Below are 22,696 nucleotides of genomic sequence, written 5' to 3'. Positions count from 1 at the left end.
TTAATTTCGACAAGATTGTACTTTCGGACATAAGTCTCGACAGGTAAGACATTTTATTCTTCGCTGTTGTCGGCTTGTGGTGCATCCTGGGTAGGCAAACTATATTCCTCATTGGCCCAGGCACCCAGATCAATCATCTTGCAACGTTCTGAACAAAAAGGACGGTAATCATTATCTTCCCAAGTGGCCAGCTTGCCACAGCGTGGACAGTTTAAAGTGGTAGGCATGGGACGACTCCAAAGAAAAATAAAGGTTCGATTAGGCAAATATAGCCGCACTTGTTAGACTTATGCGGTTTTTATTAGTTTGATCTGATTATGCCGATTCGTCAATTTCAAGCACAGCGTATGCATGCGCCCCGTGATTTTCAAAGCATCAGTCCTGAACCGGTCTGCGTCGAAGTGGGAGCGGGTAAAGGTAAACATGCCTTGTTATTCAGCAAGAACAATCCCGACACTCAACTGATTGCGATTGAACGTACCCGGGAAAAATTTCTGGCGATGCAAAAACAGCATGCTGTTGAAGGGCAAACCAATTTACAGACCGTTCATGCCGATGCTTTACCGTGGATCGTGCATGCACTGTATCCGGAGCAGGTAGAACAATTCTTTATTTTATATCCAAATCCTGAGCCGCATAATCCGGCGCAGCGCTGGGTCAATATGCCATTTTTTGAGTTCCTGCTTTCCCGCCTGAAAACCGGTGGAACGATTACGCTGGCCAGTAATATTCCTGCCTATATCGAAGAAGCAGAAATACAAGTGCGAGAGCTCTGGAAGCTACCTTTTGTCAAAGAAGTGATTGCTGCAGATTCGGCGCGTACCCATTTTGAAATTAAATATCTGGAGCGCGGTGAACTATGCCAGCAACTGATCATCAGCAAGCCTGAAATTTATGTGACACGTTTTGATGATTTCCAGCCTTTGCAAGGGCAGAATGCCACCGTCTCGGAATAATCAGATGAGCAAACGCATTGCTATTGTGGGCGCAGGCCCCGCAGGCTTAATGGCAGCAGAAGTGCTCAGTCAGTTTGATTATGAGCTGCATGTTTATGAGCAAAAACCGTCTGCTGCGCGTAAATTCCTGATGGCAGGCAAAACCGGTCTGAATATTTCCCATGCCGAGCCTGTGCCACAGTTTGTACAACGTTATGATCAGGTGGAGTGGTTGTCTCCCTGGATCAAACGCTGGGATGCGCTCTGGATTCAAGACTGGATGAAACAGCTCGGTATTGAACCTTATATCGGTTCGTCTGGCCGGGTATTTCCCACAGAGATGAAAGCCGCGCCCTTACTGCGTGCCTGGCTCAAACGTTTAGCCAGTGATGGCGTTCAGTTTCATTACCGGCATAAAGTCAGCCAGTTGCAGCAGCAACAGCTTGAGCTGCATGATCTGAAAAATAATGAACATCGCACTGAATATTTTGATGCCATTATTCTGGCTTGTGGTGCAGTGTCCTGGTCAGCATTGGGTAGTGATGGGGCATGGCAAGCCTGGCTGAAACCGGATGAAATTGAGCCATTTCAGGCCAGTAATGCTGGAGTGGAATATCCTTGGTCTCGGTTTATGCAGCCAGTTTTTGGTCAACCTTTAAAGCGTGTCGAGGCATGGGTTGGGCAAGGTGAAAAAACCATTGGCGATATCGTGATCAGTCATTATGGTCTGGAAAGTGGTCTGATCTATAAGCAGGGTCGTGGCTTACGCGAGCAACTAAAACAGGGGCAGCCTATGCAGCTGCATCTGGACCTATTCCCAAATCAAAGCATCGAACAGCTTGCACAAAAATTACAGCCAAGTAAGAAGCAGTCTTTAAGTAATGTCTGGCGTAAAGCCGGATTGGACGGTGCCAAGGCAGCTCTAGTACGGGAGCTGGTGGCCAAAGCATTATGGCAAGACGCTCATGAATTAGCCAAAAAAATTAAACATTTGACTATTCCACTCACAGGTTTCCGCCCGATTGAAGAGGCGATTAGCTGTGCAGGTGGTGTCAAGCGTGAAGTGTTGTCAGAACAGCTACAATTGAAATCTAACCCGCATGTATTTCTTTGCGGAGAAATGCTGGACTGGGATGCACCGACAGGCGGCTATCTGCTGACCGCCTGTTTTGCCACAGGGCGTGCAGCGGGTGAAGGCGTGCATCAGTTTCTGACAGCAGATTAAGTCATTTCTGGCGCTTCTGCTGAGATTCAGGCTCAGCAGAACAGGTCTTGCTCATCCACGCTGTTTTCAAACTGCCAGTTCAGCTTAGATTATTTTTGTATTTGATCTAAGCTGTGTGCCAATCTAGCCTCCTAGACTATTCCTTCACTTGCCGGGAAGCGGGTTCTTTCTTGGCGAGATCTGGATATTGCGAACGCCAGCGTTCCAGCTGTTCTTGGGCGTGTAGATATTTCCCTAGACCTTTGACATTCTCACTGGCTTCATTCACGGGCGCAGCTTGAGTCTTGGGAGTATTGAGTAATTTGTCCTGATGTTCCCAGTACTGATACATCAAGCCCTGAATATAGCGGCCCTGTTCGGTTTTCAGTTCTAAAGCCTTTAACATATTCAATGCTGACTGGACATGATCACGCTGACGTTGCTGGACAAATTCTTCTGTCATATTTTCATCATCGCGCATGCTGTTCAATTCTTTTTCCAGGTCACTACTCATTTCCTGAAAGCGCTGTTCATAATCTGTCAATGCGGCAATATCATGCGGATCATCAGCAGTTTTAGGGAAGTCTTTCAGCGGCTCAGTTTTCAGTTCCTGCATGACTTGATCTGAAGCTGTATTATCTGTTATCGCTTCAGTCGGAGTTTCGGTCGTTTTCTGGTCACATGCCATCAGCAGCATGGCCGCAGCGAACAACAGCGTTCGTGTCATTCCTGGTATTTTATGCATGATCGCCTCCTGTTTTTAATTACTTTTCTTGAACACATAAATATGGGTGACATAAGGAAAATCGATCATTTCCTCTGCGCTTTTGGCTGTATATTGCTGGATGATCTGTTCAAATTGTTGTTTTAACTGTGCTTGTTGCTGTACCGGCATGGCTGCAATAAAACTGGTCGAGAGCAGCCGTTTCGATACCACCTGCTCGACACTGCCATGCTGTTGTTGGGTCATTGTGGTTTCTGCATAAGGCTGAAATAGCGTTTGCTGTGCAAAGACCTTGCGCCAGGCGCCACTATGATAGCGTGGCGTATCGCCTTCCAAGGGGGCAATACAATCGGCCAAGGCCTGAACCCAGTCTGCCCGAGTATCGCGCTGATTCCAGATTAACACCAGATAACCCTGCGGTTTGAGTACCCGGTCTAATTCTTGTAAGGTAGCAGAATCGGCAAACCAGTGAAATGACTGTGCACAAAATACCGCATTCAGGCTATGATCGGGCAAGGGAAGTTGATGGCTAACGCCTTCAAGAGCATGAATGTCCGGATGCGCCTGTTTTAATTGAGCCAGCATTTCCGGGACAGGATCAATTGCGATAATGTGCTTACTGAGCGGGCGTAAATAGGGGATAAACTTGCCGGTGCCGCTGCCCAAATCCAGAAGATGCGCATCTACAGGCAAAGCCAGCGTTTCACTCAGCCATTGGCTGATTTCTGCCGGATAATCGGGACGCACTTGCTGATAGAGCTCAGCCGACGCACTAAAACCCCGTTTTGCTGCAGGATGTAATGATTGTGTCATATTTTGCGCTTTTTAATCTTTTTGATCGATATAAAATAGCATATTCACTTTTTTGACAGCGTTCATTGACTGAATTGTTGTGGAAGGGTTCGATTTACCAGCACGGGAAAGTTATGGACAAGCAGATTGTTTTTGAAGATGAACATATACGCGCGATTTTTATGCCGGGATCTTCTTCAGAACTAATTTTTTCATTTGGCGATTTGATTACCCGTGCCAAGGGCCTCAACATCAATGCAGAAAAGTCACTGGCGAAATTCGAGTTTAATGTGCTTGGCATTATGCCCAAGCATAAATCCTGGTTTCCGCAAGGTTCCATGTGGAACATGTTGCAAGCCATCGCAGATCTGATTGAGCCGTTTCAGCAGCGTATTGCCTATGGCGGTTCGATGGGCGGCTATGCTGCGATCAAGTATTCCCGTGCCTTGGGCGTACAACGGGTGGTGGCGATGGTGCCGCAATACTCGATCGATCCGGAAGATGTACATGATGCCCGTTATAACATGTTCTATCAGCCAGAGCTGAATACAAATATGCGGGTTGCAGCCGAAGATATCGACCCTGCGTGTGAATATATTATTGTCTATGATCCTTACTGTGCCGAAGATCGTGCCCATTATCTGAAATTAGAGGCGCTGATTCCGCATCATCATGTGCTGCATTTACCTTTTACCGGACATGATGCGATCGCAGTTTTGGCCAGTTCCGAATTGCTCTATGACTTTTTGGTGCATGAATATGAGCCAAGCTATTTCTATCAGAAAATGCGCCGGGTCAAGAAAAACAGCAAGTTCTATTATCGCAAGGTGATTGAAAATGTCTTGCCACGACACCGCATGGCTTTGGGACACATTCTGAAAAATAACGATCTGCAACTGGATAACCAGTTTTTTGATGCCAGCCAGAAACAGGTGATTTTGCGGGAACTGTTACGCAATAAACAGGTTGATCAGCATGACCTGCTCAAACTGGGCATTCATGTGAATTTGCCGCAGGAAAATCGTCAGTTGCTGTTGGACCAGTATGGGCATGGTCTGGTATTTAATGTCATCAGCCATAAAATCGAAAGTTATGCAGAAGGTGCAATTGCCCTGAACCATAAATTCCTGATTCCAATTTATGCCAAAGGTAATGGTTTATTGAGTATTAACCTGAATGATGAACGTTATCTGGTGGTGATGAATGACCGGCATATCATGAAGCTGATCAAGGAACAGGATGAACTCAGTCTGGGCATGCACCCGATTTTAATGAAGCGCTATAGTGATTTTTATATGTTTAGCTATAAGCAGCTGAATCTGAGTACCAATGAATATGGTGCTGCTGCTTTTATCGACGATAGTGACAAAAATACGCAGTTTGTGACGCACAGTGAGACAAATTAACTGAAAATTTTAATAAAAAACAATTACTTGACTTGTTATGGGCTTGGCATAATATAGAGATAAGCGGTATAAATAATAAACCAATTATATCGTTCCCGATGGTTGAAACGAAGAAGGGGATCTCTATGATGCAAGCGACTCGGATGATGCAAGTATGTTTTATCTTCGGTTTGGTTCTACCCAATCTGGCGCATGCAGAAACTGTGCATCCTGCAGTGATTATGGTCAGTGCATCCGTCATTTTTATGATTATTCTATCCGTGTATGTGGTGTATCGAATCCGCAAGTCATTACGTAACTATATGGATAAACCGCTGGATTAATTGTTCCAGTGGAAACAGGTTGAAAAGCCTTAATGACTTGTTTTAAATGACACACATAAATTGTCAAACAGGATTGAGGGAACAGCCATGAAAGCCGTTTATTTAGACTATGCTTCTTTAGACCAGCAGGATTTGGACTTTCAGGCACTGCATGCCGCATTTGATCCACTTGTTTTGTATCCGGCGACCTCGGCTGCCGAGATTGTATCCCGTGTAGCTGATGTCGATGTCATCATAACCAATAAAGTCGTGATCGATGCAGCTACCATTCAACAATGCCCTGAGCTTAAACTCATTTTAATCTCTGCAACCGGTACCAATAATGTCGACCTTACGGCGGCCAAAGCACGTGGGATCGTGGTGTGTAACTGTCAGGCCTATGGTACTTCGGCAGTCGCGCAGCATACGATCATGTTGATGCTCAATCTGGCGACTTCATTCTTGTCGTACCAACGTGTATTAGAACAAGGCGAATGGCAAAAAGCCAGCCAGTTCTGTTTGCTGGATGCGCCGATTGTCGAGCTGGCCGGAAAAACACTAGGCATTGTCGGTTATGGCGAATTGGGTCATGCGGTGGCGAAACTGGCCGAAGCCTTTGGCATGAAAGTTCTCATTGCTGTGCTGCCAAACCGTCCGGCGGATGCATCGCGTGTGCCATTTGCCGAGCTGCTTGCTCAAGTCGATTTTCTCAGTCTGCATTGTCCACTCACTGAGGATACCCGACATTTAATCAGTCATGCTGAACTGGATGCAATGAAAAGCAGTGCATTTTTAATTAACTGTGCGCGTGGTGGTATTGTCGATGAAGCTGCTTTGGCTGAGGCTCTGCGTGCATGCAAGATTGCCGGTGCTGCGACGGATGTTCTAACGGTAGAGCCACCGAAACAGGGTAATGTGCTACTCGATCCTACAATTCCGAACCTGATTGTGACACCACATAATGCCTGGGGCAGTGTCGATGCAAGACAACGCATTGTGGATCAGATGGTGGAAAATGTAGAAGCATTTAAACAAGGTCAGCCGATCCGACAGGTCAATTCATAGACCGCGTTGATACAAGGTAATAGTTTTATTTTCTAAAAATAAAAAAGCCCATTACGGGCTTTTTTTATAAATCGGTTACCGCATAACTGGTGGCTGAACCTGAACCAGATTGAGGCTGCATTTTTGGGGTGGTTGTTTGCTGTGGGGCAGCAGAGGGCTCACTTAAAGGCTGCTGAACAATAGCCGCCTGCTGTGAATTGCCACGCCAGACTTCTTTGGTCTGCTGGATTTTCTGACCGGTTTGCTGGGCTGCCTGAGTTGCACCCTGATCTACTTTTTGCAGTGTTTCCGAGGTTGTAGATTTGGTATTGCTCCAGGCCCGGTCTACCCCCGGCTTGATTTTGGCAATGCCTTTTTCCGTTGCTTCACCGACTTTCTCGGCGGTATTAATCACGCCTTCTTGTGCTTTATAGGCAAACACATGCAGCAAGTTCGGATTTTCACCATAGGGTTTAACCGGTTTGGCAGACTGAGTCGTGGTTTGTGCGAATGCTGGAACAGAAAGCATTAAAGCTGTCGTTAAAATAATTGGGGTTTTGATATTCATTATGGATCGACCTCGAATTCGTCTAAGTGCGGTCTGAGTTTGTTTTTCAGTGTAACGGATAATTGGTCAAAAACAATGAATATCCTGTGAAGAGTGCAGAGCTTTCAGGTTGATCTGTGCCGAAATATTGTAATTTTTAAAGAAAGGGCAGTAGAAATTAGCCCAAGTGTCGAATTGATTTTTAGCAAAATAAAAGCCCTGTTCTTAGACTAGAAACAAGGCGATCTTTTTAATCACATTGTGTCAGGGCATCTTTGGCGAAATGTTCGCGTAAGCTGACAAAGTTCTTCTGTACCCCTGCATCGTGCAGGTCAAAGTTTTGTGCAGTGCTAGTACCGTCGCGCTGGAAAGTCGCTGAGCCGGCATCGATTAGAGTCATACCTTTAAATGACCATTGTTCAATGACACGGTTATTGCCAATATCACCGGTGAATTCAATCACGCATTTGTCGAGGAATTTGGTCAGTTTTGCCTTGTTGTTGGTGGTAGCTGGAACAACTTCGAGGTTTTGGACTTCCTGTAAGACGCCAACCTGAAGCTGTGGGATTTTTGGTGCAGATGTACAAGCTGTAACTGCGATACTCGCAAGACCAGTCAGAATGAGTGTTTTAAATTTCATATGATTCTTTCTTGTTGAGTGTTGTTAGGTTGAGTATAGGGAATCGGTTAGAAAATGACTATAGCTCAATGATTAACGATTCCAATCCTGCGTACGAATACGACCAGTTTGATAATAAATTGAGACTAATTCAATAAAATTTTTAAAGTCGGAATTTTCATTTAAAATTCGATTTATTGATTGCCAATCCACTTCTGGTCTCCGGCGAGCAGGAAGCAAAATTTCGCTTTCAGTAGGATTTTCAGGAATTAAAATTATTACACCAATACCATGGAGGGCTGAGAGCATACGAAGTTCTTCTTCAACTTCATTGGTAGAAATTGAGGTCGCAACTAAATATCCTTCATTTGCCCAACTAGAATTACTTACTGCTTGGAAAAAACTACTTCTAATATTTGAGTTATTTAGTTCTTTTTTTACCTCGAATGACCAAAGTCGAACATTTTGTCCAGAACTATGCTTTACACAAGTTTTAACTAGATCATTCCATTTATTATCTAATGCTTGCATTGCCACAATATCTGGATGTAGCCATTGATTACCATTTTGTCCTCTAGTATTTGATGATCTTTTTTCATCAATTCTTAATGTAAGCAAATTGAGTTCTTGGGATAGGTATTCTATCAATACAGGATATAAGTCATATTCTGAAAATATTTTTTCTTGAATCGATGGGGGATTATTGTCTTCTGCATCAATAATTAATGAATTATGGAAGTCAATTCCTTTTACTGGTGAAAGATTTGAAGTTGGTTCATACCAATATTGGCGTGGACTTGGTTTTTCTTGATATTTTACACAAGGATTATTTTGAATTAAGTCTGGGAAAATACTATATAACTCTCGAATAACTTATTGTTTAAAAGCACTTTCATTGTTTTCAAATTTAATATTATTTCTTTTCTCAATATAGTCTTGAGGATATGTAGCAATTAATTTATCAGCAATAAATCTAGCTGTAAATTTTTGGTTAGGATTAGATTTTAAAAATTCTAATGCTTTTTGTGCTTGTGATAATTTCATATTATTGAGAAAAATAAAAAACCCCACTATTTCTAGCAGGGTTTTAATTTTATTTCAAATGTCTGACTTAGTGCTGTAATACCGAAATATCAGCCACTTTCGTAAACAAGCCTCGAAGCTGCGCAAGCATACGTAAACGGTTTGCTTTCAGGTCAGCATCATCAGCCATCACCATGACGCCGTCAAAGAACGCATCCACTGGCGCACGAAGTGCAGCAAGTGCAGACAACGCAGCAGTATAGTCTTTAGCAGCAAATAACGGCTCAACTTGAGGCGCAATTTTAGCAAGTTCAGCGAACAATGCTTTTTCAGCATCTTCAACCAAGTTTGCTTCAACTACAGCACCTTCAGGAGCAGTTTCTTTTGCCAAAATGTTCGCAACACGCTTGTTTGCAGCAGCAAGCGCAGCCGCTTCAGGCAATGCGCGGAAGTGATTGACCGCATTTACACGCTTGTCAAAATCAAGTGGAGATTTTGGCGACAAGGCTTGAACTGCCTGAATCACGTCTACTGCAACGCCTTGGTCTTCGTATTTCGCACGGTAACGACCTTCAAGGAATGCCACAGCATCCGCCAAAGTCTTGTCGTGATCTTTCAATACATCGCCATAAGCAGCAAGTGCAAGTTTGATCAAATCTTCAATTGAAACATCAAGCTCGTTTTCAGTCACAAGACGCAAAATACCAATTGCAGAACGACGTAGTGCAAATGGGTCTTTAGAACCTGTAGGCGCTTGACCAATACCGAAAATACCTGTGAGCGTATCTAAACGATCCGCAAGAGCAATGGTTGTACCAGTTTTGGTTTTCGGTAAAACGTCACCTGCGAATTTAGGTAAGTATTGCTCACCTAAAGACTCAGCCACTTCCGCATTTTCACCTTCAAGACGTGCGTAGTAAGTCCCTGCAATCCCTTGAAGTTCAGGGAATTCACCCACAAGCTCAGAGGTTAAATCGCATTTTGCAAGAAGTGCCGCTTTTTCAGCATCTTCCGCTTTTGCACCTGTAATAGGCGCAAGCGCAACAGCCAATTTTGCAATACGTTCAGACTTGTTCCAAAGCGTACCAAGCTCTGCTTGGAACACCATGTTCGCAAGTTTTTCTTTACGAGACGCAAGCGGTTGCTTTTGATCTTGCAAGAAGAAGAATTCAGCATCAGACAAACGTGGGCGAACCACTTTTTCGTTACCTTCAATAATTTGTGTCGGGTCTTTCGACTCAATGTTTGACACAGTAATGAAGTACGGTTGAAGTTTATTGTCGCTATTCACCAAACAGAAGTATTTTTGGTTGTCCTGCATCGTCGTAATTAATGCTTCTTGAGGAACAGCAAGGAAGCGTTCTTCAAAGCTTGCACGTAGCGCAACAGGCCATTCAACCAATGCAGTCACTTCGTCACGAAGATCACTTGGTACAATTGCGATGGCATTCACTTCATCCGCCAATGCTTTCACTTGTTGGTCGATGATCGCTTGACGCTCTTCAAAAGAAGCCACAACATGCGCTGCTTTTAACTTCGCAAGGTATTCGTCAGCATGCGCTAAAGTGATCGCTTCAGGCGCGTGGAAACGGTGACCATACGTCACGTTACCCGCTTTATGATCTTGAATGGTTGCATCAATCACATCGTTATCTTTTAACAACACCACCCATTTTACGGGACGTACGAATTCAGTACGGCTTGCCGCAGAACGCATACGTTTTGCAATTGGAAGATTGTCCAAAGCATTTTGTAAAATTTGTGGTAGTAAAACGTCAAGGCTTTGACCTTTCACGTCTTTCAAGAAGCATACTTTTTCAACTTTACCCGCTTGGAAAGTCGAAACTTGGTCAACTGTGATGCCTTGACCACGCATAAAGCCTTCAAGGGCTTTAGTCGGGTTGCCTTCAGCATCAAATGCAGCTTGCTTCGCAGGGCCATCAAAACGTTTTTGTGTATCTGCTTGCGCAGCATCAACGTTGACGATTTTAAGTGCAAGACGACGTGGTGCTGCATAGGCTGCGATTGAATCGAAAGCAAGACCAGCATCTTTTAAGCCTTTTACGGTTTCTGCATGTAAGGCATCACGTAATTTTTTCAGGCTTTTTGGTGGAAGTTCTTCACAACCCAATTCGAACAAAACGGTATGTTTAGACATTATTTGCTCTCCTTGTTTGCTTCTTTCGCTTCTGCTTCAACTTGCGCTTTTAATTGTGCCAACACTTCATCACGTAATGCAGGTTCAGCCATTGGGAAACCAAGTTCCGCACGTGCAGCCACATAACTTTGTGCAATTGAACGTGCCAAGGTACGTACACGTAAAATATAACGTTGACGTTCAGTCACAGAAATCGCGCCACGCGCATCCAATAAGTTGAAGCTGTGTGATGCTTTCACGACTTGCTCATATGCAGGAAGTGGAAGTTTCGCTTCAATTAAGCGCGTTGCCTCAGCTTCGTAAAAATCGAACAATTCAAACATTTTTTCAACGTTGGCATATTCGAAGTTATAGGTCGATTGTTCCACTTCATTTTGATGGAATACATCACCATACGTTACCGTACCGAACTGACCTTTGGTCCAAACCAGATCGTAAACCGAATCTACACCTTGCAGATACATCGCAAGACGTTCAAGACCGTAAGTGATTTCACCAGTCACTGGGTAGCATTCAACACCACCGACTTGCTGGAAGTAGGTGAACTGAGTCACTTCCATACCGTTTAACCAAACTTCCCAACCTAAGCCCCAAGCACCCAGTGTTGGAGATTCCCAGTTGTCTTCTACGAAACGAATGTCGTGTACCAGTGGGTCAATACCAATCGCTTTTAATGAATCAAGATAAAGCTGCTGGATGTTGTCCGGGTTTGGCTTAAGCACCACCTGGAATTGGTAATAATGTTGCAAACGGTTCGGGTTTTCACCATAACGGCCATCTTTCGGACGGCGTGACGGTTGAACGTAAGCGGCATTCCAGGTTTCAGGACCCAGCGCACGAAGGAAAGTCGCAGTGTGGAATGTCCCTGCACCCATTTCCATATCATAAGGTTGCAAAATGACGCAGCCTTGCTCCGCCCAGTAAGTTTGTAAGGCAAGAATTAAGCCTTGGAAGGTATCAATATGCGATATGGCGCGACTCATGGTCATCCACTTAAAATTAGAGAAAAATTGTGCTCAATTATAAGGACTTTGCAGGGGAGTGGCAAAGGGTTAATGTGGGGATACTTTTCTGAAAAAAATAAAACAGGCTTAAAGGATACGCGGTATTTAGAGTCTTACTGCATTTTTAGCTTGGCTGGTCGATACGGGCCGAGCTGAAAATCAGGAATAAACCAGATGTATGGCATGCCGTTAACCGGAGAGTCATAAAGTTCAACGGATCTCATACGATTGCTGCTCTAAAATTAGTTTAATATTCACGCAATATAATAATGCTTAAAAATAAGGAACTTCATGACCACTTACCAAATTCAGTGCCATTTAAAATACAAGGTCGTGCAACCGACAGAATTTATTTTTATGCTTCAGGCGGCACATCATTCCGATCAGAAGATTCTCGAAGAACAACTCAGCTTTAATCTGCCGGTGGTATGGCATGAATTTCAGGATGCTCAGCATCAAAATCGTCATATCCGGCTACAGGTCGAACCCTGTGAGACTTTTGAGCTGAATTATACGGCGACAGTAGTCCATCATCCGAGCCTCTCTCTGGAACTTCAGCAGGGTCTGAAAGAAGTGGCCATTCCTGAGCTGCCCGATGAAGTATTGCCTTATTTGCTGGCCAGCCGTTATTGCAATTCGGATTTATTGCTGGAAATGGCGAAACGCTCATTTGGCTGGATGACACCAGGTTATACTCGGGTCAAAGCCATTGAACAGTGGATTTATAACAATATTTTTTATGTGTCTGGCAGTTCTGACCAGTTTACCACTGCCACAGATGTACTGGTGCATCGTGCAGGCGTATGTCGTGACTTCGCCCATTTAGGCATTGCCCTGTGCCGTGCCTTGGGAATTCCGGCACGCATGGTGGTCGGTTATGTGGAAATTGAAAAGTTTTTACCCGATTTTCATGCCATTTTTGAAGCCTATTTAGACGGTGGCTGGGTGCAGTTTGATCCGACCCGTTTGGCTCCGGTCGAAAATCTTATTCGGATCGGTACTGGAGTCGATGCCGGAGATGTGGCATTTTCAACCTATTATGGTGAGGTCGAACTGTTAAAAATCCAGCCCCTGATTCAAACCTGAATGAACGAGTAGGCCATAATAAAAACGATCTAGAAAATATCTAAGCAAAATGGTTTAAAAGGATTTATTCCATTTCAGAAGTAGGCGGAGATAGCACAGCCCCTATAAAAAATCTTGCTGAGTATTTTTAAGCTAAGCGAAATATTGTTTTAAAAAGCCTGCATTCGCGAATGATGAAAAGATGTAAAACACAGATGCCTTTCATCGGGCTTGGTTCTATAATGCCCAAAATCTATAAACAATAAGATTAGGCGCACTGTGTTTCACTCCCATCTCGACTGGCTCAATACCTTAAAACCGAATTTCAAAGTTCTTCCACTCAAAGACCGTTTGCTCTGCGGAGTTGGAGCACTATTGGGTTTGGTGGTTTCATCTTTGTTGAGTTTATGGATTCTGGGGGATTTTGAAGCCTGGTATATTGCCCCGATGGGCGCATCCTCGGTATTACTGTTTGCAGTGCCAGCCAGTCCTCTGGCACAGCCCTGGAATATTCTGGTCGGAAATACCATTGCTGCGGTGATTGGCGTGAGCTGTGCCTTGTTGATTGCCAGTCCGACTGAGGCTTTTAGTGTAGCCGTGGCCTTGGCGATCGTCCTGATGATGACCACAGATTCCCTGCATCCACCGAGTGGCGCCGTAGCGATTACCGCCGTGCTGGGTGGCCAGCCAGTACATGAACTGGGTTATGCCTTTGTATTTTATCCGGTGCTGCTCAATTCAATTCTGCTCATGGTGATTGCGATTGTCTTTAACCGGATGATTGGAAAGGATTATCCGCAGCAAGCCCAACTAAATACCCGCTCCAAAGATCCTACGCCCACCCAGAAAGTCACCATTCAACCGCAGGATATTCAGGAAGTCCTGGATCAGCGTACCGAGCTGCTGGACATCAGTGAATATGACCTGCAAAAAATTATTCTGGAGGCACAAAACCGCGCCAATGCGCGTGCAGTGCATGAATTTAGCTGCCAGGATATTATGACCAAGGATGTGGCAACCCTGCATGAAAATGATGATATTCAGCACGCACTGGACAAGTTCAAACAGATGAACCTGATGAGCCTGCCCGTCGTTAATGCCGATGAACAACTGGTCGGTACACTGGCAATGTATCAGGTGGTGGAATGGTTCAAGCGCGCTGCCGATGTGCGCAGTAGCTGGGAACATCAGGTCAAACATATCATGACCCGTAAGGTGATCACAGTGCAACCTTTACAACCCATTCAGGATCTGGTGCCATATTTTGTCGAGCGTTCCTTCAACTATATTCCGGTGGTGAGCGAGCAGAAATTGGTGGGAATTATCAGCCGGGCAGACATGATTGCCGCACTCAATCAGGAGCTGAATCATTTTAAAATGAAAGCTTAAAACCGGATTAAAACAGAAGTTAACAGGCAGGGCGTGATCAACTCTGGTCAGCTTGCCAGCTGAGAAAACTGTAAAATAGTGCCATCGGCAGGGAAAAACACAGCAGAAACAAAAAATGGGAACTAAAATTTTCACTTGGAGGATGCGAGATATAAGCCAGAATCAGGGTTCCCAGTACGCAGCTCATTAAAATCGTGATGATATTAAACAGCTGATAATGGCATAGCAGCAGGTGAGTCACTAATAGAAAAGGAAAGACCATCACCCAGTAAGTCAGGCAGACAAAAAAGCTAATAAAAAGCGCTGCAAACAGACTCTTGAAAATGGAGAAAACCCCATAACTGACTTCATGAAATAGCGCATAAGGGAATAAAATTACAGCGATGATCAAAGGTGCAAGCGCGAGGTTAAATGTCATTTTCCAGGGAGAATTCTGGATCGGTCGGGATATGAACTGAAATATCTTATCCATAAATGATTTAACGCTTCTATGATTTTTAGACTATATGAAATTTATACTTTTTTATTTTTAGAGCATACACTTTTTACGATCAGCGACAGCTTAAAAATACGTTAAGTGAATGCTAAAAATATATTTAAGCAGATTTTTTTATATCAATCGCAGGATGCAGTTGATCTTGAATCAATCTGAAAGATAAACAGAGAGGCTAAAGCTCAGTCATCATAAAAGATAGGCAAAAAAAGCCACGATAACTTGGGGAAATTACCGTGGCATCAAAATTTCATCCCATTTAACCGGGGTGAAAGAGGAAGCTCTGCGATGAAACTGGTTAAGAACGCTTGTTAAAAATGACTATACAGCTTAATAGCGTTTATCCTGATTCACTGTACGCACAGGATTTTGATAGCCCTGAGGTTGATGAACGCTGTCATGATCAATTCTGTACTGTTTTTTCGGCATGATTAACCACAACACCAGATAAACCAAAATACCCGGGAAGGCGGCACTCATGATTGAAATCACCACAAAAATTAGACGTAATAAATTTGCGTTCCAACCAAAACGTTCAGCAATACCACCCATCACACCTGCAATCATGTTTGAGCGGTTAGAGCGATATAAACCAACATTGGCCATTAAAATCTCCTGATTAAAAATAGGTGTGAATCCTAAAACTAGATCCATACTTAAAGAAATGGAGTTTGCTTAAGCTTTTTAAAGTGCTGATTAAAAATAAAATCGTTAAGTAATGTTAATAAAGATTAAAACCAGATCTAAGAGCTACTAACATAGTGAAAATTCTATTGAACTCTTGTGTAAAGTTCAGCAGCTTTGCTGTGTGCTTTTTGCTCGCCATTTTTCCTATTTAGGTTTATTAAAAATGAAATTGGATGTATCCCGTTGTACATTAAGCAGTTTTTTTAAATGTAGCCTGGTGTTGGGGAGTATGGTGATTTTGCAGGCTTGTGATCAGCAGCAAGTCAAACCTGAACAGGAAAGTCAGGCGACCTCAGAAGAAGGTGTTAAAATTTCCGCTGCCAATACAAAGGCCGATGTAGTGACCGTCAGTGCCAAATCCTTAACTCAGGTCGCAGGGCAGGCGACTCTTCCGGCAGAAGCTGATTTAAACCCGGCAACTGTACCAGAGGATGCCAAGGCGTTTATAGGCCGCTATCATACTGAAATCGACTGTGATGGCCGCTTTGCGCCTTGTACTGAAGGCAAGGCAGAATTTATTTTGACTTTACTACCGGACGGTACGGTGCATCGCAGCATTTTACAGTATGGCAAAGTATTTATTGATAATACCAAAAACAGCACGGCTCACAATATCACCTACCGTAAAGACCGCTGGTTTATCAATCCGGAACGTACCGATGTGGTGGTGAATCTCAAAGAAGGGGCGAGCTTTTACTATAAGATTAAAGATTCAAATCACTTGGTCATGAATCTGGAAAAAATCTATAGTGAAAAGGAAAGAACCAACCGGGAACTATTTGATCGCGGCTATCCGGCACCTTCAAAAGCCTATGAACTGGTCAAAGACACATCCTTTCATATTCAAAAATAATGCCCGATAAAAATCGGCTGATCTGGTCGAAAGCTTAATTCAAATACGATTTAGATTAGACAATAAAGGCGAGTGGTGGGGACGCGTGAGCATAAAATCTAGGCGCAGAAATACACGACCAAAACATCGCAATTTAATTAAAATATCATGAGGGAAATCAGAGAAACATTCTAAGGGAAGAATGGTGGGTCGTCCGCGATTCGAACGCGGGACCAACGGATTAAAAGTCCGCTGCTCTACCAGCTGAGCTAACGACCCTGAGGAATAAAAATGATAATGACCATTTTTATGACGCAAGAGTGTGGTGTACTTTTACGTGATCCTTTCGGAAGATGGTGGGTCGTCCGCGATTCGAACGCGGGACCAACGGATTAAAAGTCCGCTGCTCTACCAGCTGAGCTAACGACCCATCAAGGAATATCAAATAAGTGGTGGGTCGTCCGCGATTCGAACGCGGGACCAACGGATTAAAAGTCCGCTGCTCTACCAGCTGAGCTAACGACCCTGAACCATCATTCAAACCAGGTTTGAATGTGCAGTGCAAGTCAAGCTAAATAGCTTAAAGCACCACTTTGTTTGATGGAGCGTATTGTAGCAAGATCTCATTTCAGCGCAAGCAAAAAATAACAAAGTTGCCCATGTTTGATTATAAATACAACAATTATGCTTTATCTAAACAAAAAATAGGCAACTTCAGTACTTAGAAGCGATATTGATAGGCCTGAATATTGGCAAAAATCTCTGCGGTGAGCTCGAAATATGCCGTTGCACCTGGCAATAACACCAGCAGGCGTTCATCGGTTTTACTCGGATCAAATGCTTGCTCTTTCAATTTATTTTTCTGATATTTAAAGGTGCCTGTGGTTTCAACTTGCTGTTGTACGCGTAAAAATACTGGTACTGCATAAGCTGGTAAGCATTTTTTAAAGCAAGCGGCCATGGCTGCTAAATCTGCATCATCCAATTTTACATCGGGTTGCAGGGTAATCGCGGCCATACCGGCACGACCATTGGTATTGGGAATTTCTACGCCATACACCACCGCTTCAACGATTTTGTCATACTCGGTCAGCATGTTTTCCACTTCAGTTGTAGAAACATTTTCCCCTTTCCAGCGGAAAGTATCACCCAGACGATCGACAAACTGCGCATGACGGAAGCCGATATTACGCATCAGATCCCCGGTATTGAAGTAAGCATCACCTTTGGTAAATACATTCTGCATGATGACTGACTTGTTTTTTTCGAGGTCGGTATAGCCATCAAAAGGTGAACGACGGGTGATTTTACCAATCAGTAAACCAGTCTCGCCCTTTTTCACCCGTTTACAACGGCCTTTAAGGTCTCGTACCGGCTCATTTTTATCTTTATCAAAGGCAATAATGGCATACGGTGTGGGTGAGAAACCGACGGTATTGTCAAAATTGAAAATATTGCTAAAACCGACATTGCCTTCACTGGAGGCATATAGTTCCAGCACTTCCTGAATGCCAAAACGGAATTTAAATTTATCCCAGATATTTGGGCGCATCCCATTTCCAATCATCTTGGTCACGCGGTGGCCTTTTTCCAGTTCAGATGAGGGAGCATCCATCAGATAGCGGCACAGCTCACCGACATAACCAATCGCAGAGGCATCAAATTTTTGTACATCCTTCCAGAAAGAGGAGGTCGAAAATTTACGCCGAATCGCCAGGGTGCTGCTACCTGCAATGACACCGCACCAGCACACCACCATGCCTGTGGCATGATAAAGCGGCAGGGTACAGTACATCACATCATCTTGATTGAGGTTTAGCACATGCCCATAGGTGCCATAAGCGAGCGTCCAGCGGCCATTGGTAAAGATCACCGCTTTAGGTAGGCCCGTCGTGCCCGAGGTGTAAATATAGAACAGCCCGTCTTTGCCCTGCACCGAATGGGTGGTTGATGGATTGACTTTGGGAGCAAGATCGGTTTTTTCAGCCAGGTTGATAAAGCCTTCAGGCGCCTGACCCGGATCGGCTTGAGTATTTTGATCCGCAAACCAGTGTAAGCGGTCACTGCTAATATTCAGGTCATTACGAATCTCGTTAACTGCATGACGGCACTCTTCGCCGACAATCAGGGCAATCGGTTTGACCAGGTTGATACTATGCGTCAGCACCTTGCCGACTTGAGAGGTATTCACTAAAGCGGTCGTCACACCCAGTTTGGCCAGACCAATTACACTGGCAATCAGTTCAGGACGGTTCTCGACCATCACGGCAACGACATCACCTTTCTTGGCACCCAAGGATAGATAGAAATGGGCAATCTGGTTGGCCCAGGCATTGAGAGCAGCATAGCTATAGCTTTGCTCTTCAAAACGCAAGGCAATGCCTTCCGGGTTACGCTTGGTGGCTTTTTCAAAAGCCAGACCCAGGCCGGCCGGTGTGTTCGGAGTACGTAAATATGCCTGTCTTAGACCAGTGAGCAAATTGGGCACTTTGGTCAAGAAAGCCGGGATTTTGGCAGCGACATCTGCAATCCCAATCAGATCGTGTGGTTTCATTTGGGTCATGAGAATCCTATTTATTTTTCGTATCCGATACGTTCAATTTATATACAGTAGACGAGCTAGCCATCTTTTAGCGTTAAAACACTAGTGCAATCAACCTATTCTGACTAAATCTAGCAAAAAAAACCTAGTCACCGAAATGACTAGGTTTTTTTATATGACTGCAATTGAGCAAATTATGATTCAGTTGCAGTATTGGCTTTTTTCGGTGGACGACCACGTGGACGACGTGGACGAGCAGCCTGTTTCTCCGCTTTTTCAGCTTCGCTGGCTTCAGTGTCTTCTGTTGTTACTTCGGCCTGATCTTGGGCTTCTGTAACAGGAGCTTGTGATTCAGCATTTGCTTCAACTGGCGCAGCATCTTCAGGTTGAGCTTCAGTCACTGGAGTCTCTTCTGCAGGAGCTGCATCTACTGGTGCCGTCGTTTCAGTGGCTTGTTCAGCTGGCTGAGCATTTACGGTTTCTTCAATAGCTACTTCAGTGGCTACTGGAGTTTCAGTTGCTGCTGCTTCAGCTGACTCTGCTTGCGCTTCTGCTGCTACAGGTGCTTCTGGCGCAGTTTCAACTGCCGGAGCTGTTTCTACTTTAGCCTGTTGCTTGGCTTGTTGTAGGGCCTGTTCTGCAGCCTGTTTAGCTAGACGGCGACGCTCACGTGGATCGTTTGCGACACGTTTGTCCGACACCGGTTTTGGTGGAGTCAGGTCCAGAACTGGAGCAGGCTCTGCTTCAACCTTGGCTACGGTTACTTGAACATCACGGGTAACCGGTTTTTTCTCTGCGGCAGGCGATGCTGCAGCCACCAGACTCGCGTTGTACTCTTTTGTGAACTTCTCTAGAGCACGGTTGAAGGTTGGCAATAAACCAAACTGTTCAATCAGTACGGAGCAGTCTTCACCATAAACATGGCGAATCAGGCTACCAATGGTGAACTGACCCAATGTTGGTACTTGTGACGGAGTCAACTTCTGAACTGTGGCCTGTTGAGGCTGGCCTTCACGCTGCTGACGGCGACGCTGACGCGGATCGTTGCTGGCACGTGGTTTTTCAGCACTTGATTCTTCAGTTGGCACAACTTCTTCAACAGGGGCTGTCAGTGCAGCTTCCACTACATTTTCAGCCGCGGCTTCTTCAACTGGCGCATCTGCCAGTGCAGTAACTTCAACCGCTGGCGTTGCAACTGCAGCATTGTCATTCAATGCCACGATTTCGCTTTTTGCCTGGTCAATATTCACGACCATAGCGGTTGGCATCACGACTTGACGTGGTGCATCAACCAATTCAACACGAAGCTGCTTGTCGTTGACTGCTGGAGCTTCAACGACTGCAGGTGCTGCTTGTTGAGCCTGCTCATTCAGCACGCTTGGATCGCGGTGGCGATTTGGACGTTCCTGACGTGGCTGGTTACGGCGGTCACGACGTGGCATTGCCTGTTGTGGCTGTTGTTCATTGTTTTGAACATCATTTTGCTGAGATGGCTCGTTGTGATGCTGACGGCGAGAATTACGCTTGTTTTCACGTGCTTCATGACGTTGCTCTTGACGAGATACCTGAACCACTTCTTCATGCACCTGATGTTGCTGAGGAGCGGAAGCTTCAGACTGAACCTGCTCACGCGGTTCTTTGTGCTTCGGATTACGTGGTTTTTTGTTGTTATGACGCGGTGCTCTTTCATCACGTTCAGCCGGTTTTTCAGCATCACGTTCCTGTTTTTGCGCTACAGTCGATGGTGCCAGGTAAGCATTGCTGCTTGCCGGAGCAGCAGGTTGAGATACTTGCTGTGGAGCAGGTTGTGCCACCGGTGCAGACAATTGACCGAACTGACCACGGCTCACCGCACCGCCATTGATCATTTGTTCAATTGCTGCAGCTGCATTGTTGGCAGTACGCGATTGATCAACAGTCGCAGCCTGTTTTTGAACAAAGAGGTTTTCTAACCAGGCACATGGGCTAGATGCAGGAGCAGCAACTTGTGCTTGGGCAGGAGCTTGTTGCGCAACAGGTACTTGCTGTGCATTTTGGTTTTGCTGGTTACGGCGTTTATTGTTTCTGCCGTTGTTTTGCTGTTGAGCAGGCGCTGGTGCAGCAGCATGCGTATGTTGTTCTTCTTCTAAATGCCATTCAGATGACTCATAGCCCAACTCTTTTTCACTTGAACGAGTTGCTTCAGTACGTTCATAGCTGGTTGGTGCAAAGCCTTCGGCATTATAAGTGATTTCATAATGCGGTGTTTCCAGATGCGGATGCGGCAGCACAGTGACACGTACATTTGAAGTCTGTTCTAAATAGACCAAGGTGTGACGTTTTTCATTCAATAAGAAGGCAGCAATTTCGACTGGAACTTCGACTTGAACTTCACCATGACGTTCACGTAACGCGATCTCTTCCACTTTACGCATAATCGAAAGTGATAAAGAACGAAGATCACGAACCATGCCGGTACCATGGCAGCGTGGGCAAACGTAGCCAGTCGCTTCTTCAAGAGAAGGACGCAGACGTTGACGGCTCATTTCCATCAAACCAAAACGTGACAATTGACCGAACTGGATACGGGCACGGTCACTTTGCGTCGCTTCACGCAGCTTCGCTTCCACCATACGCTGGTTGCGGTCTTTAGTCATGTCGATGAAGTCGATCACCACCAGACCACCGATATCACGTAAACGTAATTGACGCGCGATTTCTTCTGCCGCTTCAATATTGGTATTTAACGCGGTGTCTTCAACGTCGCTACCGCGAGTCGATTTTGCTGAGTTAATGTCAATTGACACTAAAGCTTCAGTTTGGTCGATCACGATCGAACCGCCAGAAGGCAATTTTACTTCACGTTCATAAGCGGTTTGAATTTGACTTTCAATCGCGAAATGCGCGAATAAAGGTTCATTTAAGGTATAAGTTTTCAGTTTTTCTAACTGACGTGGCATTACCGCTTTTACGAAGTTATAGGCTTCGTTATAGGCTTGTTCTGAGTCAATCAGGATTTCAGCAACATCATCACGCAGGTAGTCACGAATGGCACGTGTTACCACGCCCGCTTCCTGATGTACCAACATTGGCGATGGACCTGAACTTGCCGTGCTCTGGATTTGTGCCCAAAGGTCGAGCAAGTGTTGAAGGTCTAATTGAAGTTCTTCTTGTGAACGACCGATCCCGGCAGTACGCACAATCACACTCATACCACGTGGCACGTTCAGTGTTGCCAGCATTTCTTTCAGTTCTTCACGCACTGAACCAGAAATCTGACGGCTGATACCACCACCTTTCGGGTTGTTTGGCATCAAGACCAAATAACGGCCAGCAAGTGAGATAAAAGTAGACAAGGCAGCGCCTTTATTACCACGCTCTTCTTTTTCCACCTGAACCAGAAGCTCGGTGCCTTCAGTGATCAGTTCACGGATATTCGAAGTTTGGCGAGGATCGGCTTTGTAATATGAATTTGCGATTTCACGCATTGACAGGAAGCCTTGGCGACCTGCACCGTATTCAACGAATACAGCTTCTAAAGAAGGCTCAACGCGAGTCACGTGACCTTTATAGATATTGGATTTTTTTTGTTCACGGGTACGATTTTCTAAATCAAAATCGTAAAGACGCTGACCAGTGACAAGTGCAACGCGAATTTCTTCGGCATGTGTTGCATTAATCAACATACGTTTCATGGGTGTAACACCTTATAGTGATACACAGCAAAAAATCGCTATACACGTAGCGAACATCACACATCACGGATCAATGGCTCAAATCTGCAATGAATTTCATTGTGGTTTGAGTCTTTTATGACCGAGCTCTATTTAATATAGATGGGCTTCGGTTTTTGATTCACGTATTGATGATGGCAATACGGCTTCAATCTTTAAACGGATTAAAGTCACCTGAACGCTTCACTGGCGGACGAGCGGTGCATTGGATGTGTGT

Annotated in this window: 21 protein-coding genes and 3 tRNA genes; 8 read left to right on the top strand and 16 right to left on the bottom strand. The window is 44.8% G+C overall.

Going from position 1 to position 22,696, the window contains the following annotated elements:
* Window positions 1–53: 53 nt before the first annotated feature.
* Window positions 54–227: a DNA gyrase inhibitor YacG gene (locus F890_RS14880; protein WP_005267541.1), complete on the bottom strand. Its 174-nt coding sequence runs from the start codon at window positions 225–227 to the stop codon at window positions 54–56.
* An 84-nt stretch (window positions 228–311) separates the two neighbouring features.
* Between F890_RS14880 and F890_RS14875 the strand changes: the two genes are divergently transcribed.
* Both F890_RS14875 and F890_RS14870 read left to right on the top strand, forming a co-directional pair.
* Window positions 312–956, top strand: a complete 645-nt coding sequence (locus tag F890_RS14875; protein WP_171058375.1) for a class I SAM-dependent methyltransferase — start codon at window positions 312–314, stop codon at window positions 954–956.
* Between the two features lie 4 nt (window positions 957–960).
* Window positions 961–2,160 (top strand): TIGR03862 family flavoprotein, encoded by a 1,200-nt coding sequence (locus F890_RS14870; RefSeq protein WP_005267536.1) that lies wholly within the window; start codon window positions 961–963, stop codon window positions 2,158–2,160.
* 136 nt (window positions 2,161–2,296) lie between these two features.
* Here the strand turns inward: F890_RS14870 and F890_RS14865 are convergent, their stop codons facing one another.
* Window positions 2,297–2,884, bottom strand: coding sequence for a hypothetical protein (locus tag F890_RS14865; protein ID WP_005267534.1), 588 nt, complete (start codon window positions 2,882–2,884; stop codon window positions 2,297–2,299).
* Between the two features lie 15 nt (window positions 2,885–2,899).
* Window positions 2,900–3,676, bottom strand: coding sequence for a class I SAM-dependent methyltransferase (locus F890_RS14860; protein ID WP_005267531.1), 777 nt, complete (start codon window positions 3,674–3,676; stop codon window positions 2,900–2,902).
* 113 nt (window positions 3,677–3,789) lie between these two features.
* Between F890_RS14860 and F890_RS14855 the strand changes: the two genes are divergently transcribed.
* The 3 genes from F890_RS14855 to F890_RS14845 all read left to right on the top strand — a co-directional run bounded on the left by F890_RS14855 (window position 3,790) and on the right by F890_RS14845 (window position 6,428).
* Entirely contained in the window at window positions 3,790–5,061 is a 1,272-nt protein-coding gene (locus F890_RS14855; RefSeq protein WP_005102952.1) for a hypothetical protein, read from the top strand.
* A gap of 125 nt (window positions 5,062–5,186) precedes the next feature.
* Window positions 5,187–5,384, top strand: coding sequence for a hypothetical protein (locus F890_RS14850; protein WP_005102954.1), 198 nt, complete (start codon window positions 5,187–5,189; stop codon window positions 5,382–5,384).
* A gap of 87 nt (window positions 5,385–5,471) precedes the next feature.
* Entirely contained in the window at window positions 5,472–6,428 is a 957-nt protein-coding gene (locus F890_RS14845) for a 2-hydroxyacid dehydrogenase (protein ID WP_005102955.1), read from the top strand.
* A 64-nt stretch (window positions 6,429–6,492) separates the two neighbouring features.
* On the opposite strand, the gene F890_RS14840 is transcribed toward F890_RS14845, so the two are convergent.
* The 6 genes from F890_RS14840 to glyQ all read right to left on the bottom strand — a co-directional run bounded on the left by F890_RS14840 (window position 6,493) and on the right by glyQ (window position 11,737).
* Window positions 6,493–6,975 carry a hypothetical protein gene (locus tag F890_RS14840; protein WP_005267529.1) on the bottom strand — a complete coding sequence of 161 codons (483 nt, stop codon included), beginning with the start codon at window positions 6,973–6,975 and terminating at the stop codon, window positions 6,493–6,495.
* A 229-nt stretch (window positions 6,976–7,204) separates the two neighbouring features.
* A complete protein-coding gene (locus F890_RS14835) occupies window positions 7,205–7,594 on the bottom strand; it encodes a hypothetical protein (protein WP_005267527.1) in 390 nt (129 codons plus the stop codon).
* 72 nt (window positions 7,595–7,666) lie between these two features.
* Window positions 7,667–8,191, bottom strand: coding sequence for a hypothetical protein (locus tag F890_RS14830; RefSeq protein ID WP_212749449.1), 525 nt, complete (start codon window positions 8,189–8,191; stop codon window positions 7,667–7,669).
* A 255-nt stretch (window positions 8,192–8,446) separates the two neighbouring features.
* The gene (locus tag F890_RS18660; protein WP_017398057.1) at window positions 8,447–8,617 is read right to left on the bottom strand and encodes a hypothetical protein; all 171 of its coding nucleotides are present in this window, start codon (window positions 8,615–8,617) and stop codon (window positions 8,447–8,449) included.
* A gap of 67 nt (window positions 8,618–8,684) precedes the next feature.
* Window positions 8,685–10,754, bottom strand: a complete 2,070-nt coding sequence (gene glyS, locus F890_RS14820) for a glycine--tRNA ligase subunit beta (RefSeq protein WP_005267524.1) — start codon at window positions 10,752–10,754, stop codon at window positions 8,685–8,687.
* Window positions 10,754–11,737 carry a glycine--tRNA ligase subunit alpha gene (gene glyQ / locus F890_RS14815; RefSeq protein WP_005102966.1) on the bottom strand — a complete coding sequence of 328 codons (984 nt, stop codon included), beginning with the start codon at window positions 11,735–11,737 and terminating at the stop codon, window positions 10,754–10,756. The genes glyS and glyQ overlap by 1 nt, the downstream gene beginning before the upstream one ends.
* A 312-nt stretch (window positions 11,738–12,049) precedes the next feature.
* Here glyQ and F890_RS14810 point away from each other — a divergent pair, with 312 nt between their 5' ends.
* The gene (locus tag F890_RS14810; RefSeq protein WP_005102968.1) at window positions 12,050–12,844 is read left to right on the top strand and encodes a transglutaminase-like domain-containing protein; all 795 of its coding nucleotides are present in this window, start codon (window positions 12,050–12,052) and stop codon (window positions 12,842–12,844) included.
* A 258-nt stretch (window positions 12,845–13,102) separates the two neighbouring features.
* Window positions 13,103–14,212, top strand: coding sequence for an HPP family protein (locus F890_RS14805; protein ID WP_005102970.1), 1,110 nt, complete (start codon window positions 13,103–13,105; stop codon window positions 14,210–14,212).
* A 37-nt stretch (window positions 14,213–14,249) separates the two neighbouring features.
* Here F890_RS14805 and F890_RS14800 read toward each other — a convergent pair whose 3' ends face one another.
* Both F890_RS14800 and F890_RS14795 read right to left on the bottom strand, forming a co-directional pair.
* On the bottom strand, window positions 14,250–14,630 hold the full coding sequence (locus F890_RS14800; RefSeq protein WP_004278537.1) for a hypothetical protein: 381 nt from the start codon (window positions 14,628–14,630) through the stop codon (window positions 14,250–14,252).
* A 405-nt stretch (window positions 14,631–15,035) separates the two neighbouring features.
* Window positions 15,036–15,311, bottom strand: coding sequence for a PspC domain-containing protein (locus F890_RS14795; protein ID WP_004278536.1), 276 nt, complete (start codon window positions 15,309–15,311; stop codon window positions 15,036–15,038).
* Between the two features lie 244 nt (window positions 15,312–15,555).
* Here F890_RS14795 and F890_RS14790 point away from each other — a divergent pair, with 244 nt between their 5' ends.
* The gene (locus F890_RS14790; RefSeq protein ID WP_005102972.1) at window positions 15,556–16,245 is read left to right on the top strand and encodes a hypothetical protein; all 690 of its coding nucleotides are present in this window, start codon (window positions 15,556–15,558) and stop codon (window positions 16,243–16,245) included.
* Window positions 16,246–16,427: 182 nt separating this feature from the next.
* On the opposite strand, the gene F890_RS14785 is transcribed toward F890_RS14790, so the two are convergent.
* The 5 genes from F890_RS14785 to F890_RS14765 all read right to left on the bottom strand — a co-directional run bounded on the left by F890_RS14785 (window position 16,428) and on the right by F890_RS14765 (window position 22,440).
* Window positions 16,428–16,503, bottom strand: a tRNA-Lys gene (locus F890_RS14785).
* A gap of 75 nt (window positions 16,504–16,578) precedes the next feature.
* Window positions 16,579–16,654: transfer RNA gene (locus F890_RS14780), tRNA-Lys, on the bottom strand.
* A 20-nt stretch (window positions 16,655–16,674) separates the two neighbouring features.
* A tRNA-Lys gene (locus F890_RS14775) sits at window positions 16,675–16,750 on the bottom strand.
* 195 nt (window positions 16,751–16,945) lie between these two features.
* On the bottom strand, window positions 16,946–18,787 hold the full coding sequence (locus tag F890_RS14770) for a long-chain-acyl-CoA synthetase (protein WP_005102975.1): 1,842 nt from the start codon (window positions 18,785–18,787) through the stop codon (window positions 16,946–16,948).
* 173 nt (window positions 18,788–18,960) lie between these two features.
* Window positions 18,961–22,440, bottom strand: coding sequence for an Rne/Rng family ribonuclease (locus tag F890_RS14765; RefSeq protein ID WP_004647360.1), 3,480 nt, complete (start codon window positions 22,438–22,440; stop codon window positions 18,961–18,963).
* Window positions 22,441–22,696 lie beyond the last annotated feature (256 nt).

This window comes from Acinetobacter sp. CIP 64.7, from assembly GCF_000369745.1.
Lineage (GTDB): Bacteria > Pseudomonadota > Gammaproteobacteria > Pseudomonadales > Moraxellaceae > Acinetobacter > Acinetobacter fasciculus.
The sequence above is the reverse complement of the archived record's forward strand: the minus strand, read 5'-3'. Positions and strand labels throughout refer to the sequence as shown.